The 17302-nt window shown below is 65.4% G+C and carries 13 protein-coding genes, 1 tRNA gene and 5 pseudogenes; 14 read left to right on the top strand and 5 right to left on the bottom strand.

Annotation, left to right across the window (positions count from 1 at the left end):
* Nucleotides 1–33: 33 nt before the first annotated feature.
* Nucleotides 34–3015, top strand: a complete 2982-nt coding sequence (locus G6N55_RS10325; protein ID WP_085223062.1) for a UPF0182 family protein — start codon at nt 34–36, stop codon at nt 3013–3015.
* 7 nt (nt 3016–3022) lie between these two features.
* Here the strand turns inward: G6N55_RS10325 and G6N55_RS10320 are convergent, their stop codons facing one another.
* Nucleotides 3023–3913, bottom strand: a complete 891-nt coding sequence (locus G6N55_RS10320; RefSeq protein WP_232078971.1) for an AraC family transcriptional regulator — start codon at nt 3911–3913, stop codon at nt 3023–3025.
* A gap of 307 nt (nt 3914–4220) precedes the next feature.
* On the opposite strand from G6N55_RS10320, the gene G6N55_RS10315 reads away from it, so the two are divergent.
* Both G6N55_RS10315 and G6N55_RS10310 read left to right on the top strand, forming a co-directional pair.
* Nucleotides 4221–5582, top strand: coding sequence for an FAD-dependent oxidoreductase (locus tag G6N55_RS10315; protein ID WP_085223060.1), 1362 nt, complete (start codon nt 4221–4223; stop codon nt 5580–5582).
* Nucleotides 5575–6717: an LLM class flavin-dependent oxidoreductase gene (locus tag G6N55_RS10310; protein ID WP_085223059.1), complete on the top strand. Its 1143-nt coding sequence runs from the start codon at nt 5575–5577 to the stop codon at nt 6715–6717. The genes G6N55_RS10315 and G6N55_RS10310 overlap by 8 nt, the downstream gene beginning before the upstream one ends.
* A 54-nt stretch (nt 6718–6771) precedes the next feature.
* On the opposite strand, the gene G6N55_RS10305 is transcribed toward G6N55_RS10310, so the two are convergent.
* Nucleotides 6772–7743: a GlxA family transcriptional regulator gene (locus G6N55_RS10305; protein ID WP_179968138.1), complete on the bottom strand. Its 972-nt coding sequence runs from the start codon at nt 7741–7743 to the stop codon at nt 6772–6774.
* A 105-nt stretch (nt 7744–7848) separates the two neighbouring features.
* Here G6N55_RS10305 and G6N55_RS10300 point away from each other — a divergent pair, with 105 nt between their 5' ends.
* The 9 genes and pseudogenes from G6N55_RS10300 to G6N55_RS29760 all read left to right on the top strand — a co-directional run bounded on the left by G6N55_RS10300 (nt 7849) and on the right by G6N55_RS29760 (nt 13340).
* Entirely contained in the window at nt 7849–8499 is a 651-nt protein-coding gene (locus G6N55_RS10300; RefSeq protein ID WP_085223057.1) for an HD domain-containing protein, read from the top strand.
* A 75-nt stretch (nt 8500–8574) separates the two neighbouring features.
* Nucleotides 8575–9915 carry an FAD-dependent oxidoreductase gene (locus G6N55_RS10295; RefSeq protein ID WP_179968137.1) on the top strand — a complete coding sequence of 447 codons (1341 nt, stop codon included), beginning with the start codon at nt 8575–8577 and terminating at the stop codon, nt 9913–9915.
* A gap of 5 nt (nt 9916–9920) precedes the next feature.
* Nucleotides 9921–10625 (top strand): alpha/beta fold hydrolase, encoded by a 705-nt coding sequence (locus G6N55_RS10290; protein WP_085223056.1) that lies wholly within the window; start codon nt 9921–9923, stop codon nt 10623–10625.
* A gap of 99 nt (nt 10626–10724) precedes the next feature.
* The gene (locus tag G6N55_RS10285) at nt 10725–11375 is read left to right on the top strand and encodes an HD domain-containing protein (RefSeq protein WP_085223055.1); all 651 of its coding nucleotides are present in this window, start codon (nt 10725–10727) and stop codon (nt 11373–11375) included.
* Between the two features lie 17 nt (nt 11376–11392).
* Nucleotides 11393–11716, top strand: a pseudogene (locus G6N55_RS10280) (nitroreductase family protein); the annotation flags it as partial.
* Nucleotides 11717–11754: 38 nt separating this feature from the next.
* A pseudogene (locus tag G6N55_RS10275) lies at nt 11755–12254 on the top strand (Dps family protein).
* Between the two features lie 27 nt (nt 12255–12281).
* Complete coding sequence (locus G6N55_RS10270; protein WP_085223054.1) at nt 12282–12818, top strand: cupin domain-containing protein; 537 nt, start codon at nt 12282–12284, stop codon at nt 12816–12818.
* 75 nt (nt 12819–12893) lie between these two features.
* Nucleotides 12894–12967: transfer RNA gene (locus G6N55_RS10265), tRNA-Met, on the top strand.
* Nucleotides 12968–13139: 172 nt separating this feature from the next.
* Complete coding sequence (locus G6N55_RS29760) at nt 13140–13340, top strand: hypothetical protein (protein WP_232078818.1); 201 nt, start codon at nt 13140–13142, stop codon at nt 13338–13340.
* Between the two features lie 51 nt (nt 13341–13391).
* Here the strand turns inward: G6N55_RS29760 and G6N55_RS29755 are convergent.
* The 3 genes and pseudogenes from G6N55_RS29755 to G6N55_RS29745 all read right to left on the bottom strand — a co-directional run.
* Nucleotides 13392–13544 (bottom strand): annotated as a pseudogene (locus G6N55_RS29755) (hypothetical protein); the annotation flags it as partial.
* A pseudogene (locus G6N55_RS29750) lies at nt 13544–13759 on the bottom strand (IS481 family transposase); the annotation flags it as partial. The pseudogenes G6N55_RS29755 and G6N55_RS29750, both read right to left, overlap by 1 nt.
* Nucleotides 13749–14198, bottom strand: a complete 450-nt coding sequence (locus tag G6N55_RS29745) for a helix-turn-helix domain-containing protein (RefSeq protein ID WP_232078970.1) — start codon at nt 14196–14198, stop codon at nt 13749–13751. The pseudogene G6N55_RS29750 and the gene G6N55_RS29745, both read right to left, overlap by 11 nt.
* Nucleotides 14199–14484: 286 nt before the next feature.
* On the opposite strand from G6N55_RS29745, the pseudogene G6N55_RS10255 reads away from it, so the two are divergent.
* A pseudogene (locus tag G6N55_RS10255) lies at nt 14485–16449 on the top strand (ABC transporter ATP-binding protein); the annotation flags it as partial.
* Entirely contained in the window at nt 16426–17301 is an 876-nt protein-coding gene (locus G6N55_RS29740) for a CbiQ family ECF transporter T component (protein WP_372517631.1), read from the top strand. The pseudogene G6N55_RS10255 and the gene G6N55_RS29740, both read left to right, overlap by 24 nt.
* Nucleotide 17302 lies beyond the last annotated feature (1 nt).

The following is a 17302-nucleotide window of genomic DNA, read 5'->3' as shown; positions in this document are numbered from 1 at the left end:
CGTCCAGCTCACATTGATCAGGGAGCGTAGCTAGTGGGGATGCGGCCCACCGCAAGGATGCCGAAGCTGACTCGGCGCAGCCGGATTCTGATTTTGATCGCGCTCGGTGTGATCGCGTTGCTGCTCGCCGGCCCGCGACTCATCGACGCCTACGTCGACTGGTTGTGGTTCGGCGAGCTCGGCTACCGCTCGGTGTTCACCACCGTGCTGACGACCCGCATCGTCGTCTTCCTGATCGCCGGCCTGCTGGTCGGCGGCATCGTGTTCGCCGGGCTCGCGCTGGCCTACCGCACCCGCCCGGTGTTCGTCCCCAGTAACGACAACGATCCCGTCGCGCGCTATCGCACCGTGGTGATGTCGCGGCTGCGGCTGGTGGCCATCGGTATCCCGTCGGCGATCGGCCTGCTGGCCGGTGTTATCGCGCAGAGCTACTGGGTGCGCATCCAGCTGTTCCTGCACGGCCAGAGCTTTGGGATCAGGGATCCGCAGTTCGGTAAGGATCTCGGCTTCTACGCATTCGAGCTGCCCTTCTACCGGCTGGTGCTCAGCTACCTGTTCGTGTCGGTGTTCCTGGCATTCATCGCGAACTTGCTGGCGCACTACATCTTCGGCGGTATTCGGCTGTCCGGCCGTACCGGCGCCCTGAGCCGTTCCGCGCGGGTTCAGTTGATCAGCCTGATCGGCACGCTGGTGGTTCTGAAAGCCTTTGCCTATTGGCTGGACCGCTACGAGTTGCTGTCACACACACGTGGCGGCAAGCCGTTCACCGGTGCCGGCTATACCGACATCAACGCCGTGTTGCCGGCCAAGCTGATCCTGATGGCGATCGCACTGATCTGCGCGGCCGCGGTCTTTTCGGCGATCGTGCTCAAGGACTTACGGATTCCGGCGATCGGCCTTGTCCTGCTGCTGCTGTCGTCGTTGATCGTGGGCGCCGGCTGGCCGTTGATCGTCGAGCAGATCAGCGTGAGACCCAATGCCGCGCAAAAGGAAAGCGAATACATCGGCCGAAGCATCACCGCGACGCGACAAGCGTATGGGCTGACGTCCGACCAGGTGACGTATCGCAATTACAGCGGCGACGGCCAGGCCACCGCCCAGCAGGTCGCGGCCGACCGCGCGACGACCTCGAACATCCGGTTGCTCGACCCGACGATCATCAGCCCCGCCTTCACCCAGTTCCAGCAGGGCAAGAACTTCTACTACTTCCCCGACCAGCTGTCGATCGACCGCTACCTGGACCGCAATGGCTCGCTGCGTGACTACGTGGTCGCGGCCCGAGAACTCAACCCGGACAGGCTGATCGACAACCAGCGCGACTGGATCAACCGGCACACCGTCTACACCCACGGCAACGGGTTCATCGCGTCGCCGGCCAACACGGTGCGTGGCATCGCCAACGATCCCACCCAGAACGGCGGCTACCCGGAGTTCCTTGCCAACGTCGTCGGCGCCAACGGCAGCGTGGTGTCCGACGGTCCCGCTCCGCTGGACCAGCCGCGAATCTACTTCGGACCGGTTATCTCCAACACCTCGGCGGACTACGCGATCGTCGGGCGCAACGGCAACGACCGCGAATACGACTACGAAACCAACACCGAAACCAAGAACTACACCTACACCGGGCTCGGGGGAGTCCCGATCGGTGACTGGCTGTCCCGCAGCGTGTTCGCCGCAAAGTTCGCCGAGCGAAACTTCCTGTTTTCCAGCGTGATCGGCTCCAACAGCAAGATCCTGTTCAACCGCGATCCGGCGGCGCGAGTGGAGGCGGTGGCGCCGTGGCTGACCACCGACAGCGCGGTGTACCCGGCGATCGTCAACAAGCGCCTGGTGTGGATCATCGACGGCTACACCACGTTGGACAACTACCCCTACTCCGAACTCACCTCGCTGGAGTCCGCGACCGCCGACTCCACCGAGGTGGCGTTCAACAAGCTGGGTCCGGACAAACAGGTCTCCTACATCCGTAACTCGGTGAAGGCCACGGTCGACGCCTACGACGGGACCGTGACGCTCTACCAGCAGGACGAGCAGGACCCGGTGCTGAAGGCCTGGATGCAGGTCTTCCCGGGCACGGTCAAGCCCAAGAGCGACATCACCCCCGAGCTTGCCGAGCACTTGCGCTATCCCGAGGACCTGTTCAAGGTGCAGCGGATGCTGCTGGCGAAATATCACGTCAACGACCCCGTGACGTTCTTCTCCACCTCTGACTTCTGGGATGTGCCGCTGGACCCGAACCCGACGGCCAGCAGCTATCAGCCGCCCTATTACATCGTCGCGAAAAACATTGCGAAGAACGACAATACGGCGTCATATCAGTTGACGAGCGCGATGAACAGGTTCAAACGCGACTATCTGGCCGCCTACATCAGTGCCAGCTCTGATCCCGCGACGTACGGCAGGATCACGGTGCTGACGATCCCGGGTCAGGTCAACGGTCCTAAGCTCGCCAATAACGCGATCACCACCGACCCGGCGGTGTCCCAAGACCTCGGTGTGATCGGGCGTGACAATCAGAACCGAATACGTTGGGGCAACTTGCTGACCCTGCCGGTTGCCCAGGGTGGCCTGCTGTACGTCGAACCCGTCTACGCCTCTCCGGGGGCCAGCGACGCCGCCTCGTCGTATCCGCGGTTGATCCGGGTGGCGATGATGTACAACGACAAGATCGGCTACGGCCCCACCGTCGGCGACGCGCTCACCGGGTTGTTCGGGCCCGGTGCCGGTGCGGCCGCGACGGGGATTGTTCCCACCGATTCGGGTGCACCCGCGACCCCGCCCGCGACTCCGCCGACGCCGGCCGTGGCGCCCGGTCCTGGGTCGCCGCCGACGGCGGTGCCCCCGCCCCCGGACGGATCGACGACCTTGTCGCCGGCGAAAGCCGCTGCCCTGCAGGAGATTCAGACCGCGATCAACGCCGCGCGGGACGCGCAGAAGAAGGGCGATTTCGCCGGCTACGGCGCGGCGCTACAGCGGCTCGACGACGCGATTACCAAGTACAACAACACGAAGTAGCGGGGGTCTAGGTCAGGATTCGTCCTCGGTAGGCGGTCGGCGTGGTGTCCAGCCGTCGGCGCATCACCACGGCGAAATGTTGCGAACTGGCGAATCCGCATTCGTGTGCGATCTCGGTGATCGTCAGCGAAGGGTTGGCCAGCAGTTCGCATGCCCGGGTGAGACGGCGGTTCATCAGCCACCGATGCGGCGGCTCGCCCGTGCCCTCGCGAAAGAGCTCGGTCAATCGCCCCGCCGACAAGCCGACGACTTTAGCGAGCTCGTGCAGGCCCACGTCTGCCGAGAGATGAGCTTCCAGGTAGTCGATCGCGCGGCGCAAGCGCCAATCGCGGTGGCCTAGAACGCTTTTCGCCGCAAAGGCGGTCGATCCGGATACGTTCGAATGCTGCCGCACCAGGCGAACGGCGAGCTGACAGCCCAGCGACTCGATCATCATCCGGGAACACCCATCGCGTTGCTTGAACTCGCGGACGATGCCTCGGCAGATCTCCTCGGCGAGCGGATCCCGGGCACACATCGGATCGATCAGAGTGACGGTACGACCCGCCTTGATCGCGCCGCTCTCGACCGCGGCCCGCTCGATCATGGCGTGCGGCAGATACACGTGCAGATAGCTGAATGGCCGCTCGGAGCGGAAGATTCCTCTTGGTTGTTCGCCGGCGACCACGATGTTCAGGTGGAACGGCGGGTGTGCCCGGCTCCATTTGCGGCGGCCGTCACCGAAATAGGTGTGGTGATGATGCCCGCTGATCGGAAGGGCGATCAGGTCGGTGTTCTCGACTGCGGGCCCGGGCAGTTCGTACACGGGGGCATCGCCGAAGTTCCAGATGGCCGCCGACAGAGTGCTATTCGACCCCGTGATCCGCTCGGCGGGTGCGAAACCCAGCCAATAAGACACGTTTTCGGGCGTTATGAAGGCCGGCGACCTCATACGTGCGTTTTCGGCCGGGCTGTGTGCGCGCGAAGACGCGGGTGCTCGTGGTGCAACCACACGATCAGTGTCTGGCTTGCGATGATTCCGCATCCGGTGCACATCGGACGTCTTGCCCACAAAAAGCGACATGGCGTCAAACCGGAAATGGGCGCGCCGAACTCGGGTGTGTCTCATGTACACCGCAGGAGCCTCGCGCACGCCTATGTCTGCTCTTTCCCGCTAGACCCTAGGCAACGCCACATGATTCGCCCTGCCAAGGAGATAGATCATTTTGTCCGAACCCTGCTCAACCGCAGTCGTTCTCGGGGCCAGCGTCGCCGGGTTGCTGGCCGCCGGGGTGCTGAGCGACTTCTACAGCGAGGTCACCGTGGTCGAGCGGGACGAATTATCGGACCAGCCGGTGACCCGCCGTGGCGTACCGCAAGGCGTCATGCCACACATTCCGGCGGCGCGTGGCATGCGGATCATGGATGAGTTGTTCCCGGGATTTCTCGACGAGTTGGTTGTCGCCGGCACCAGAGTATGGAACGACGGTGACCTCTCGCGGCTGTGTATCACGTTCAACGGCCACCAGTTCCAGCGCGCGGACACAATTCCCGACCCCCAGCGGCTCGCCATGTACTTCGTGCATCGGCCGTTCCTGGAGTGGAGTCTGCGCCGCCGGGTGACGGCGCTGCCCAACGTCAAGTTCCTTGACGGCCACGACGCGGTGCGCATGACCTCGACGGCCCGGTGTGATCGTCTGACCGGCGTCGTGGTGGCACGGCGGGACTCCGGAGCGGAGACGACGTTGAGTGCCGATCTCGTCGTGGACGCGACCGGCCGCGGCTCGCGCACACCGGCGCTGCTCGAAGAGCTCGGCTTTCCGCGACCGCGAGAAGACGAACTGACGGTGCACGTCACCTATGCCGGTTTGCCGGTTCAGCTGCCCCGCGGGACATTACGAGAATTGATCGCCTTCGCCGCGCCCCAGCCGAGCCGGCCGCGTGGGTATGCGATGTTCGCCGGGCAAGACGACACCTACATGCTCGCTGTTCAAACGGTGGCGGGGCACGCGGCGCCTTCCGATCACGCCTCCCTGCTGAATTGCCTGAGCGAGTTGGCGCCCCCGCACGTGCTGGCCGCCGCGCGCTGCGCCCAACCACTGGCGGATGTCGCCCAGTACCGGTTTCGGTCCAACCGGTGGCGCCGCTACGACAAACTGGCCTCGATGCCCGATGGGCTCATCGTGATCGGCGACGCGTTGTGCAACTTCAATCCGCTTTACGGGCAGGGCATGTCGGTCGCCGCCATCGAGGCGCTCGTGTTGCGGGATTGTCTGAGCCAAGGGCGGGCGGGGCTGCAGTGGCGGTTTTTCGGTCGCTCGGCCAAAGAGATTGGTGTGGCGTGGCGGGCGGCGGTGAGTTCGGACCTGGCCTTGCCGCAAATACCGGGCAAGCGGCCCACCTCCGTTCGGCTCACCAATGCCTACTTGGACCGGGTGCTCGCCGCCGCCGAGGTCGAGCCGGCTCTTATCCAGCAATTCCTGCTCTCGCTCAACATGATCGAGCCGCCTTCGCGGTTGTTGCGGCCCTCGATGGTGGCCCGGGTGATCAAAGCGTCGCGGCGCAGGACGAGGGTGTCTGATGCTTAAGGTCGGATTGATCGAGCAGCCGCTGCACACCCGCTGCGCACCGACGGCGTTGGTGAGCTTGGGTTATCTCAGCGCGGTCGGTACCGGGGCGGACTCGTACTGGCTACCCGACCACATCAATTCGCTGTTTCCCCCGGCAGTGATGACGCCCAAGTATGTTGGGGCTGCGCGCCTGGTCTCCGACATCGAGGCGCACTACGACCCCTGGACGGTGCTGGGACATTTGGTCGCTCGAAACCAGTGGGGGAGGCGCCGACTTGGGATCGGAGTCACCGACGCCGGCCGCCGCAACCCCGCCGTGACCGCCCAGGCGGCCGCCACATTGCATCTACTGACGCGCGGACGGACCATCCTCGGAATCGGGACGGGCGCACGCGCGAGTAACGAACCCTACGGCGTGGATTGGTCAAAACCGGTGGCGCGCTTCGAAGAAGCCGTTGCGACCATTCGAGCGTTGTGGGACTCCGGCGGCGAACTGATCACCCGCGACTCGTCGTTCTTCCCATTGCACAATGCGGCGTTCAGGTTACCTCCCTACCGAGGGACCTGGCCGAGGATCTGGATCGCGTCGCACGGACCGCGTATGTTGCGCGCGACGGGCCGCTACGCCGACGGATGGTTCCCGGCCGCCTTCCAGTACCGACCGAAGGACTACGCCGCCGGCTTGCAAGCAATCCGGTCCGCGGCCTCCGACGCCGGGCGGGATCCGCTCTCCGTCACCGCCGCGGGTATGTTTTTCGTCTTGACCGGTTACAACCGCGACCACATCGACGAAGCGTTGAATGCCCATCCCATCAAGGCGATTGCGCTCAACTCGTCCGCACGAGTGTGGGCCCGCCACGGCGTGTGTCATCCACTGGGCGAGGACTTTGCGGGTGGGCAAGACATCATCCCGCAGACACTGGACGAGCAGAAGGTGCTGTCGTTGACCGCCGACGTGCCGACGTCGGTGCTGCGCGAGACGCTGCTCGCCGGAACCCCCGCCGAGGTTGTCGAGCAGGTCGCCGAATGGCGGGACCATGGCTTGCAGTACGCGGTGATGAGTAATGTCAGCGGTATCCAGCGCAGCCTCAGCCGTGGTCTCGCTGCGAGCCTTCCGTTCAGCAGCATCCTTCGTGGACTGCGCAGACTGTGAACACCGCGGTGGTCGTCCCAAGGCCTCGCGAATTCGGTTCGGCCGCCCTGAATTTCACGCGCAGGCCGTGCGGAACCTGTCCCGGTAGGCCTTCGGGCTGATGCCCAGGTGGTTGACGAACACCCGGCGCAGGGTTTCGATGCTGCCGAAACCCGCGAGATGCGCTGTCTCCGTGACGCTTCGGCCGGCTTCGAGCGCGGCGCGGGCGAAGTCGATGCGCACCAGCTCGACGTAGCGCGCCGGCGTCATCCCCAGCTCGGACTGAAATAGCCGGGTCAGCTGACGGGTACTCAACGACGCCTTGGCCGCGAGCTTCGACACGCTGTGATCGGACGCGGGATCGGCCGTGATCGCATCGGTGACCGTGCGCAGCGGCGATCCCGACGGCGGGTCGGCCTCGACCAGCACCGAGAACTGCGACTGCCCGCCCGCGCGTTTGAGATAGACGACCAACCACCGGGCCACGTCGCGGACCAGCTCCGTCCCGTAATCCATTTCGACCAACGCCAGGGCCAGGTCGATGCCCGAGGAAACTCCGGCGGAGGTGAAGACGTCGCCGTCGCGGACGAAGATCGCGTCCGGCTCGACGGTGACATCCCCGAACGCCCGGGCCAACCGCCGCGTCTCGTGCCAATGCGTGGTGGCGCGCCGGCCGCTGAGCAGGCCGGCCTGCGCGAGGATGAACGAACCCGTGCATATCGAGGCCAGCCGGCGGGTCCGTGCCCCCACGGATCTGACGGCCTCCACCAACGCGGGGTCGATCGCTCGTCCGGGCAGGTTGTCGCTGCCGGCGACCATGACGGTATCGGCCGAATCGATGGCCGACAGGCGGTCGGTGACGCCCAATCGCGTCCCGATCGAGCTGGTCACGTCGCACCCGTCCACCGACGCGATTTTGAGCCGGTAGTCGGCGCCGAACCGGTTGGCCTCGACGAAGACCTCACCGGCTCCCGCGACGTCCAACAGCGTCACCCCGTCGAAGACGACGATTACCACCACCCGCGAACGCGCTCCGGCTTCGGCCACCAAACCATTGTGTCGCTTTCTGTGGAGAAGACGGCTGGAACGACAAGGGTCGATTTGCACATCCGCCCGCAAACTGGCAACCAACAGCGACGAGGAGGCGAGACCATGGATAGTCAGTTGATGGACACCATTGCCGACATCGAGATACCCGACACCGCACTGGTGCGCGCGATCACCGCCCATATCCGCGATGCCGAAGACGACCTGCTCTTCGACCACTCCCGCCGGGTGTTTCTGTTCGGGGCCCTGCAGGGACGCCGGCGCGGACTGGAACCCAACCTGGAGCTGCTCTACGCCGGGGCGATGTTCCACGACATCGGCCTCACCTCGCGCTACCGCACCTCGCAGCTGCGTTTCGAGGTCGACAGCGCCAACGCTGCGCTGCAGTTCCTGTTGGAGCGCGGCGTCGATCAGGCCGACGCCGACAAGGTGTGGCTGAGCATCGCGTTGCATACGACGCCCGGGATCCCCGAGTTCCTGGCACCCGAAGTCGCGCTGGTGACGGCGGGCGTCGAAACCGACGTGCTGGGGATCGACCGCGACGAGCTTTCGCCTGAGGCGCTCGCCGCGGTCACCGCTGCTCATCCGCGTCCGGATTTCAAGCGGCGCATCCTGGCTGCGTTCAACGATGGGATGGAGCACCGACCGCACAGCACCTTCGGCACGGTCAACGACGACGTGCTCGCGCACTTCGATCCGACATTCGTCCGCGACAACTTCGTCGACATCATCCTCAGCAACACCTGGCCCGAGTAGGGCACCGCTAAGCGACGGGCCGGCGTGCTGCCACAGCGCCGGCCCGTTTTCGCGGGCACCAGCACAGGAGTCATCGTGAAGACAAGCTCGTCCGAATCTAGGGATACCGCAATAGTTCTCGGGGCCAGCATTACCGGGTTGCTGGCCGCGCGAGTACTTGCCGACTTCTACCGCTCCGTGATCGTGGTCGAACGCGACATCCTTCCGTACGGACCGCAGACGCGTCGCGGGGTGCCGCAAGGCGGCCTGCCGCACATCCCGGCGGCCCGGCTGACACGGATTCTGGACCAACTATTCCCCGGCTTCCTCGATGAGCTGCTCGCCGGCGGCGCCCGCGTCTGGGGCGACGGTGACCTGTCGCGGCTCTGCATCAATTTCGGCGGGCACCAGTTGCTGCGTTCCGGCCAAGTTCCCGATCCCGAGTCCATCGTCATCCACTACGCGCACCGGCCGTTTCTCGAGTGGAGTTTGCGTCGCCGTGTGCGTGCGGCTCCCAACGTGGAATTTCTGCAGGGTTGCGAGGCGGTGCGGCTGCCGGCGACCCAGAACCAGGGCCGCGTGACCGGTGTTGTGTTGGCGCGGCGCGACTCTGGCGCCGAAGACACCCTCACGGCGGATCTTGTCGTGGACGCCACCGGGCGCGGTTCGCGAACACCGATCTTTCTGCAGGAACTCGGCTACGGCCGGCCGCGCGAAGACCAACTGAAGGTGCACGTCACCTACGCCGGCCTGCCGGTTTATCTCCCGCCGGGCGCATTGTGGGAGAACGTCACGCTCACCGCGGCAGAGCCCAGCAGCCCAATGGCATTCGCGATGTTCGCGGGGGAGAACAATACCTACATGCTTGCGGTGCAAACACTGGCCGGGCAGCAAGCGCCCAAAGATATTGCCGCTCTGCTCAATTGCCTGACCGGCGTCGCGCCCCCACACGTGCTGGCCGCCTTGCGGTCCGCGGAACCACTCGCAGACGTTACGCAGTACAGATTTCCCTCTAATCGGTGGCGACGCTACGACAAGCTGTCCCGCATCCCCGACGGTCTGCTCGTGATGGGAGACGCCGTCTGCAGCTTCAATCCTCTTTATGGCCAGGGGATGTCGGTTGCGGCCATCGAAGCGCTGATCCTGAGTGACTGCCTTGCGCAGGGCGACGAAGGCCTACCGCGGCGGTATTTCCGTGCTGCTGCCAAAGAGATTGGCGTGGCTTGGCAGACGGCAGTGAGCTCTGATTTGGCGTTGCCGCAAATAGCCGGGAAAAGAACTGTGTCCGTGCGGCTGCGGAACGCTCTGGTGGACCGAATGATTGTTGCGGCGCAGACGGATCCAACGATGGTCCAGCGATTCCTACGCTTGATGAACATGGTCGGTCCTCGCGCGGAGTTGATCCGCCCGTCGACAATGCTGCGGATGGCCGGGTGAGACGAGTGTCAACCTACGTACTTATTCCGGGCGCGTGGCATGGAGCATGGTCGTGGCGACTGGTCGCCGAACGGCTCCGGGCCGCGGGTCATCGGGCGATCACCTTGACGCTGCCCGGGATGAACGACGGCGACGATCCTTCGCGGCGATACCGACTCCAGGATGCGATCGAGTACATCGTCGACCAAGTGCGCCGGCTGGAATCCGGCAACGTGGTGTTGGTTGCGCACAGCTGGGGCGGTTACCCCGCCACCGGCGCCGCGGCGTTGCTTCCCGATCGGGTCGAGCGACTCGTCTACTACAACGGGCACGTGCCGCTGCCGGGCAGGTCCCTGGTCGACGAAAACCCGCCTGACAAGCGCCTGTCCGCGTTGCGCTGGATAGCGGAATCCCCGGTAGGGGCCGTTCCGGCCACCCTGCAATACGTCGAGCAGGAGTTGATGCAAGGCGTCTCTGCTGACCTGCAGCGGTTCGTGGCCAACATGTTGACGCTGCAGCCCGGCAGGTACTTTCTCGATTCCCTCGACATCCACCCGCTCGACCTCGGTATCCCGATGACCTACATCACCGGTGCCGACGATCGGGCGATGCCGCGGCCGGCGGACGAATCCGCCGCCCGAATTGGCGTGCAGCCCATCGTCGTTCCCGGCACGCACAACGGGTTGCTGACCCACCCCGACGAGGTGGCCAAGGCGATCCTCGCCGCCTAACGTATGTCGGATTCTGTGGGAAAAGCGGCCGTATCGCCCCAGCCGGATAGCCCCGCGGCGGCGCAAACTTTAGCGAAAGGCATGGAATGAGAGGCAATTATGGCCACTCGGTCAATCGAAACCGTCGCCGGCATCGCGATACCCGACACCCCACTTGTCCGCGAGGCAACCGAGTTCATTCGCAGCGCCGAAGAAGACGTGCTCTTTCACCATTCCCGCCGCACATTCCTATTCGGCGCGCTGCACGGTCGTCGGCTTGGCCTGCAACCGGACCCCGAACTGCTGTACGTGGCAGCGATGTTCCACGACCTCGGCCTCTCCGCACATTACCGCACGTCGACCCAGCGCTTCGAGATGGACGGTGCCGACGCGGCGCGCGACTTCCTGCTCAAACATGGTGTCGGACAAGCCGATGCCGACAAGGTCTGGCTCGGTATCGCGCTGCACACGACACCCGAAGTTCCCGCGCGTCTCGACCCCGAAACCGCCCTGCTCGCAGCCGGTGTCAAGACCGATGTGGTCGGCGTCGGCCGAGAGCAGCTCGCCCCGGACGCCATTGACGCGGTGATTGCCGCCCATCCGCGTCCGGACTTCAAGAACCGCATCCTGGTCGCCTTCAACGACGGTATGAAGCATCGTCCGGCCACCACTTTCGGGACGATGAACGACGACGTGCTGGCGCGCTTTGACCCAACGTTCGAGCGGGGGAACATGGTCGACCTCATTCTCAACAGCACGTTGCCCGAGTAGCGGAAGGGAACGGTGAAATGGACATCTATGAAGGCCTTTACACCACCCGGATGATGCGACGGCTGCGGCCGGAGCCGATTCCGCTGGAGACGCAGGCCCGCATTCTCGATGCGGCCGTGCGCGCTCCCAACGGCGGCAACACCCAACGCTGGCACTTCCTGGCCGTCGACGATCCGGAACTCATCCGCGAGTTCGCCCGGCTGTACCGGCAGGCCCGCGCGCTCGAATACGACAAATTCAAGGCGGGCACGGGACCGATGGTAGCGACGGCGCCCTGCGCGGACCCGGCCGCTCACGCGGACACGATGCGCCGGATGAAAGGCTCGGGGGATTACCAGGCCTATCTAACGGCCGCAACCGAACACAAGAGGAGTGCACCATGATCACTTCGCTGTCCGCACATCGTCGTAATGCCGACGAGGTCAAGTCGTTTCACGCCCGGCCGGTTTCTACGACCACCTACAGACCGTGTTGGTCGACTTGATCGAGCTACATCCGCAAGCCTAACAAGCGCATTGGAACGTCGTCGGGACGAACTTCCGTGATCTGCACCTGCAGCTCGACGCCATCGTCGACACGGCGCGTGCGGCCAGCGACACCATCGCCGAACGCATGCGCGCCTTGGACGCGGTTCCCGATGGTCGCTCCGACACAGTCGTTGCGACGACCGCCGTTCCCGCCATACCGCCGGGCCTGCTCGGCGTTAGCCAGGCGGTCGACATGATCAGCAATCGGATCTACGCCGTCGTGAGCACCATGCGCGCGGTGCACGACGCCGTCGACGACGCCGATCCCACGACCGCTGACCTGCTGCATGCGATCATTGACGGACTGGAAAAAGAGGCGTGGCTGCTCAAGTCCGAAAACGGCACCGCCTAGGCGGCCGACTCCAGGAGGCGATCTCTGATGACCGAGCCGACTCAAATCGGGGTGACTGTGGTGCAGCCGGGGGAGGGCGACGTCGTCCAACTCCCGGGCTTCGGGGCGGTGTTCAAACTGTCCGGCAAGACCAACGGCGGGGAGGTGTCCATCGTCGAGCACCCGTTCGAGGTCGGCTTGCTCACCGCAGCGCACCGACACACCCGCGAGGACGAGCACTCGATCGTGCTGGCGGGGGAGATCGGCTTCCGCTCCGACGACAGCGAGGTGGTCCTCGGTCCGGGTGGCTACATCACCAAGCCGCGCGGGCAGATGCACGCGATGTGGAACGCCGGCAGCGAGCCGGGCCGCATCGTCGAGATCATCACCCCGGGCGGGTTCGAGAACTACTTCCGGGAGCTCGGTGAGCTGCTCGTCGAGCATGCGCAGGACCCGGCGGGCACGCCGCTGCACCTGCTGCCCGAGTTCGGCAAGCTCGCGGACAAGTACGGGTTGACCTACGGGTCGCCGGCCTGGATGGACGACATCGCGCAGCGGTACGGGCTGAACCCGCCTTCCCATTGAGGTCAGTGCTGATACCCCCGCTGAGCCCGCGATTTGGTCGGCTCGACACCGGGCCGGTAACCTTGCATTTACCGACGCGGGGTGGAGCAGCTCGGTAGCTCGCTGGGCTCATAACCCAGAGGTCGCAGGTTCGAATCCTGTCCCCGCTACTAGTGTGGTGTCGCAAGACATCGGAATAGGTCTGAACCTGCGTTAGGTTCGGGCCTTTTTCCGTGTGGGGCCTTTGGGGGCGCCGGTGGGTTGGTAGTCGCTGGTGGGGTCGAGGGTGAAGTCGCGGAGTAGTTCTCCGGTGGCGGCGTTGATGATTTTGATGTTGAGGTCTTGGACCAGGATCAGGACGCGGGTTCGGTAGTGGATGCGGCCGACGCCGATGTGGTGCAGGCGTCCGTTGACGCGCAGGGTGACAGATCCGGCTTGGTCGACGCGGTCGGTGCGTACTCGGTTGTGGGTGTCGATGCGGGTTGCTGGGTCGGCTTTGGGCCGGCTGGTGTAGATGGTGGCTGGGGTGGCGCGGTGGGGTAGGGCGCGGTGGGGGCGGCGGTGGTTGTATTCGTCGATGAAGGCGTCGAGTTGGGTTTGTAGTTGGGTCAGGGTGGTGGGGCGGGGTTGGCCGGTGAGCCAGCGTTTGAGGGTTTGGTGGAATCGTTCGACTTTGCCGCAGGTGGTGGGGTGGTTGGGGTGGAGTTGATTTGGCGCACGCCCAGGCGGTGCAGTTCGGCTTCGTATTGGTTGCGTCCGCCTTTGCCGCCGGCGAATCGGGTGGTGAAGACCATGCCGTTGTCGGTCAGGGTGGAGTGTGGAATGCCATGGCGTGCATAGGTTTTCTTGAATTCGTCGACGACGATGGGGCCGGTGACGCGGCGGTGGGCGGTGACCGATAGTGCGTAGCGGGAGTGGTCGTCGATGAAGCACAGGATTTCGGTGTGGGTGTTATTGGCCAAAGACCAGTGGGTGAAGTCGGCTTGCCAGCGTTCGTTGGGTTGTTCGGCGGCAAAGCGGATGTAGGACGCTTTGGGCCGCTTTGTGGGCTGGGTTGGACGAGTCCCGCCGCGGCGAGGTGGCGGCTGATGGAGGCCACCGAAACCCGTAGCCGGTGGTGGTGTTCCGGTGCCAGGCGATGGTGTGCGGCCCGGCGTCGAGCCCTTTGCCGACCAGGGTGCGTCGGATGTCGATGATCAGCTCGATCGTGGTCTGCGCGAGCCGTGTCGGGCTGCTATGGGGCCGTCGCGATCGTGGCTCGAATGCGGCCTCGCCTTCGAGCGTGTAGCGCTTGAGCAGCCGCGATATCCACCCTTGGGAAACCCCGTAATCGCGGGCGACCTGCGACTGCGAACGGCCCTCGACGAGGACGGCGGTGATGACCAGACGAGCCTTCGACACCCGCTGAAACTGGCCGACATACCTATTCCGATGTCTTGAGACACCCTATTCGCATGTCCTGAAACACCACACTGTCCCCGCTACTAGCGAGTGGCCCTTGGAGAATTCTCCGGGGCCATTTCCATGCCCGATGGCCAGGTGTTTGTCGAAGAACGAGTCTTGCTGCGGCCGTCGTCTCAGTGAGTTCTCAGCAGCGACTGCGCACAGTGGATAGATGACTGTTGGTTTCCGTGACCTCGACGTGCGGTCGGTCCGCTCCGTGGCGCCCGGGGTGGCGCCGCTCGAGATGGCTCAGGCCGCAGTGACCGCCGCTCTGGTGGCCGCCGCGGCGATCCTGGGGACGGTCATTCCGTTCGCGGGCGCATTGTCGGTATTGGGCAGTGTGCCGATGGGGTTGTTGGCGTACCGCTACCGCCTCTCGGTGCTCGCTGTTGCCGCCGTGGCCGGGTGCACGATCGCGTTCTTGGTCGCCGGCGCCGAGGGCGTCCCGGCGGTGGCGGCCTGCGCATACGTGGGTGGACTGACCGGGATCGTCAGGCGGCGCGACATGGGTGCGCTGACGGTGGCCGGGGTCGGCGCGGCCGCCGGTGGCCTGCTGGGTGTGGGAACCGTTGCGGCACTGGCGGTGCTGGCGCCGCTGCGGCGGCTGGCTTTTGACTCGTTGACGGCCAATGTCGACGGCACGGTCGCGGTATTGTCCTGGATCCCGCACCTCGGCGCCCCGGCGCGGTTGCTCAAGTCCGTTTACACCATGGCACTGGGCAACTGGCCGGTGCTCATCGGTGCCTCGTCGGTGGTCGGGATTAGCATCGCCACGCTGATCGGGTGGTGGGCGTTGTCGCGGGTGTTGAACAGGTTGGCCGGTATCCCGGACGTGCACAAGCTCGACGCACCCGAGCATGAGGGACCGGTGGCACCGGTACCGGCCCGGCTCGACGATGTGACGTTCCGCTATCCCGATACCGACCGCGATGCCCTGGGACCGGTGTCGCTGACGGTGGCGCCGGGGGAGCACCTCGCGATCACCGGGTCCAACGGATCGGGCAAGACGACGCTGATGTTGGTGCTGGCCGGGCGCGAGCCCACCGCGGGCACGATCGAGCGCGCGGGAACGGTGGGATTGGGGCGCGTCGGCGGCACCGCGGTCATCATGCAGCATCCCGAAAGCCAAGTACTGGGAACACGCGTCGCCGATGACGTCGTCTGGGGACTGCCACCCACGACGGACGTCGACGTCGCCGGGTTGCTGGCCGAGGTGGGACTCGACGGGATGGTCGAGCGCGACACGAATGGCCTGTCGGGCGGGGAGCTACAGCGGCTGGCGATCGCCGCGGCTTTGGCGCGCCGGCCGTCCTTGTTGATCGCCGACGAGGTCACCAGCATGGTGGACCCGCGCGGGCGGGAGTCCCTGATGGCGGTGCTGTCCGGGCTGACTCGGCATCGAGACATGTCGCTGGCTCACATCACCCACCACCGCCGCGAGGCCGACGCGGCCGATCGGGTGCTGCGGCTCGACGGCAATGCATCAGACGCCGAGATGATCCTTGCGGCCGCCACGCCCTCGCCGGGGCTTCGTACGACGGGTTCAGCCTGCTCGATAATTTTTGAACTGGAAGGGATTTGGCACGAGTACGGCCGCGGCGGGCCGTGGGCCAAGACGGCGCTGCGCGACGTCAATCTTGTCGTCGAAGAGGGCGAGGGTGTCCTGATTCACGGCGACAACGGATCGGGAAAGTCGACGCTGGCGTGGATCATGGCCGGGCTGATCGAACCCACGTCCGGTCGCTGCCTCATCGACGGGCGACCGGCCTCTGAGCAGGTCGGTGCGGTGGCATTGTCGTTTCAGGCGGCGCGGCTGCAACTGATGCGTGAGCGAGTTGGGCTCGAGATCGCTTCCGCGGCATTGTTCAGCGCGCACGATCGCGCGCGTATCGAGTCAGCGCTGATGATGGTCGGGCTGGATCCGGACTTGGCGGATCGGCGCATCGATCAGCTCAGCGGCGGGCAGATGCGCCGAGTTGTGTTGGCCGGCTTGTTGATCCGTTCGCCGCGAGCATTGATCCTCGATGAGCCGCTGGCCGGGTTGGATGCGGCCAGCGCCGAGGGGCTGGTGCGGCTGCTGGCGGAGCTGCGTCGCGAGACCGGTTTGACCGTCATCGTGATATCGCACGACTTCTCGGGCCTGCAGGAGGTCTGCCCGCGCTCGGTGCACCTCACGGGCGGCTCGGTGTCGGCGGCGGTGTCGAGCAGCGCTCTTGGCCCACGGCGGCCGGTGGATCAGCCGCGGCGACGGGAGCGGCGAGCCCCGGTGCTGTTGACACCGGTGCCCGGCGACACCGCGGTGCATCGGATGTGGGCGGGCACGAAACTGGTTGTCGTCGCCGCGATTGCGGCCATGCTCGCGATCTGTCCGGGATGGGCCACGATCGCGGTGGCAGCCGGTGTGATGGTCGGTGCGCTGCGGTGGGCACGCATCCCGCGTGGTGCGGCGCCGACGATTCCGCGCTGGGCGTGGCTGACACTGCTGCTGACCATCGGGGCCGCTGCCCTGGCCGGGGGCGGTCCGGTCATGACGGTCGCCTCGGTGCGGGTACCGCTCGGTGGGCTGTTGCATTTACTGCAGTTCTTGGCGATGACGGTGATCGTCCTGGCCCTGGGTGCGCTGGTCTCGTGGACCACCAACGTCGCCGAGATCGCGCCCGCGCTGGCCCGGTTGGGTAAACCGTTGCAGCGCATGCGGATTCCGATCGAGGCCTGGTCGGTGGCGGTTGCGCTGGGTTTGCGGGCGTTTCCGATGCTGGTCGAAGAATTCCGGGTGTTGTATGCGGCCCGGCGGTTGCGCCCACGGGCGGCGGTGTCGGGAATGCGGTCACGCGTCCGGTGGTGGTTCGCCGAAGGCGTGGACGTGATGGCTGCCGTGATCACCGTGGCATTGCGCCGTGGCGACGAGATGGGTGACGCGATCACGGCGCGCGGCGGGTACGGCCAGCTTTCGGCCGGTCACTGCCGCCCGGGTCGGATCGACTACTGCATCATGGCGGCAGTGTTGGCGCTTTGCGCGGTGACCACAGTGATCCAATTCGTCTACCTGGGCATCGCGTAGC

The sequence above is a fragment of the Mycobacterium florentinum genome, from assembly GCF_010730355.1.
GTDB classification, from domain to species: domain Bacteria; phylum Actinomycetota; class Actinomycetes; order Mycobacteriales; family Mycobacteriaceae; genus Mycobacterium; species Mycobacterium florentinum.
The sequence above is the reverse complement of the archived record's forward strand: the minus strand, read 5'-3'. Positions and strand labels throughout refer to the sequence as shown.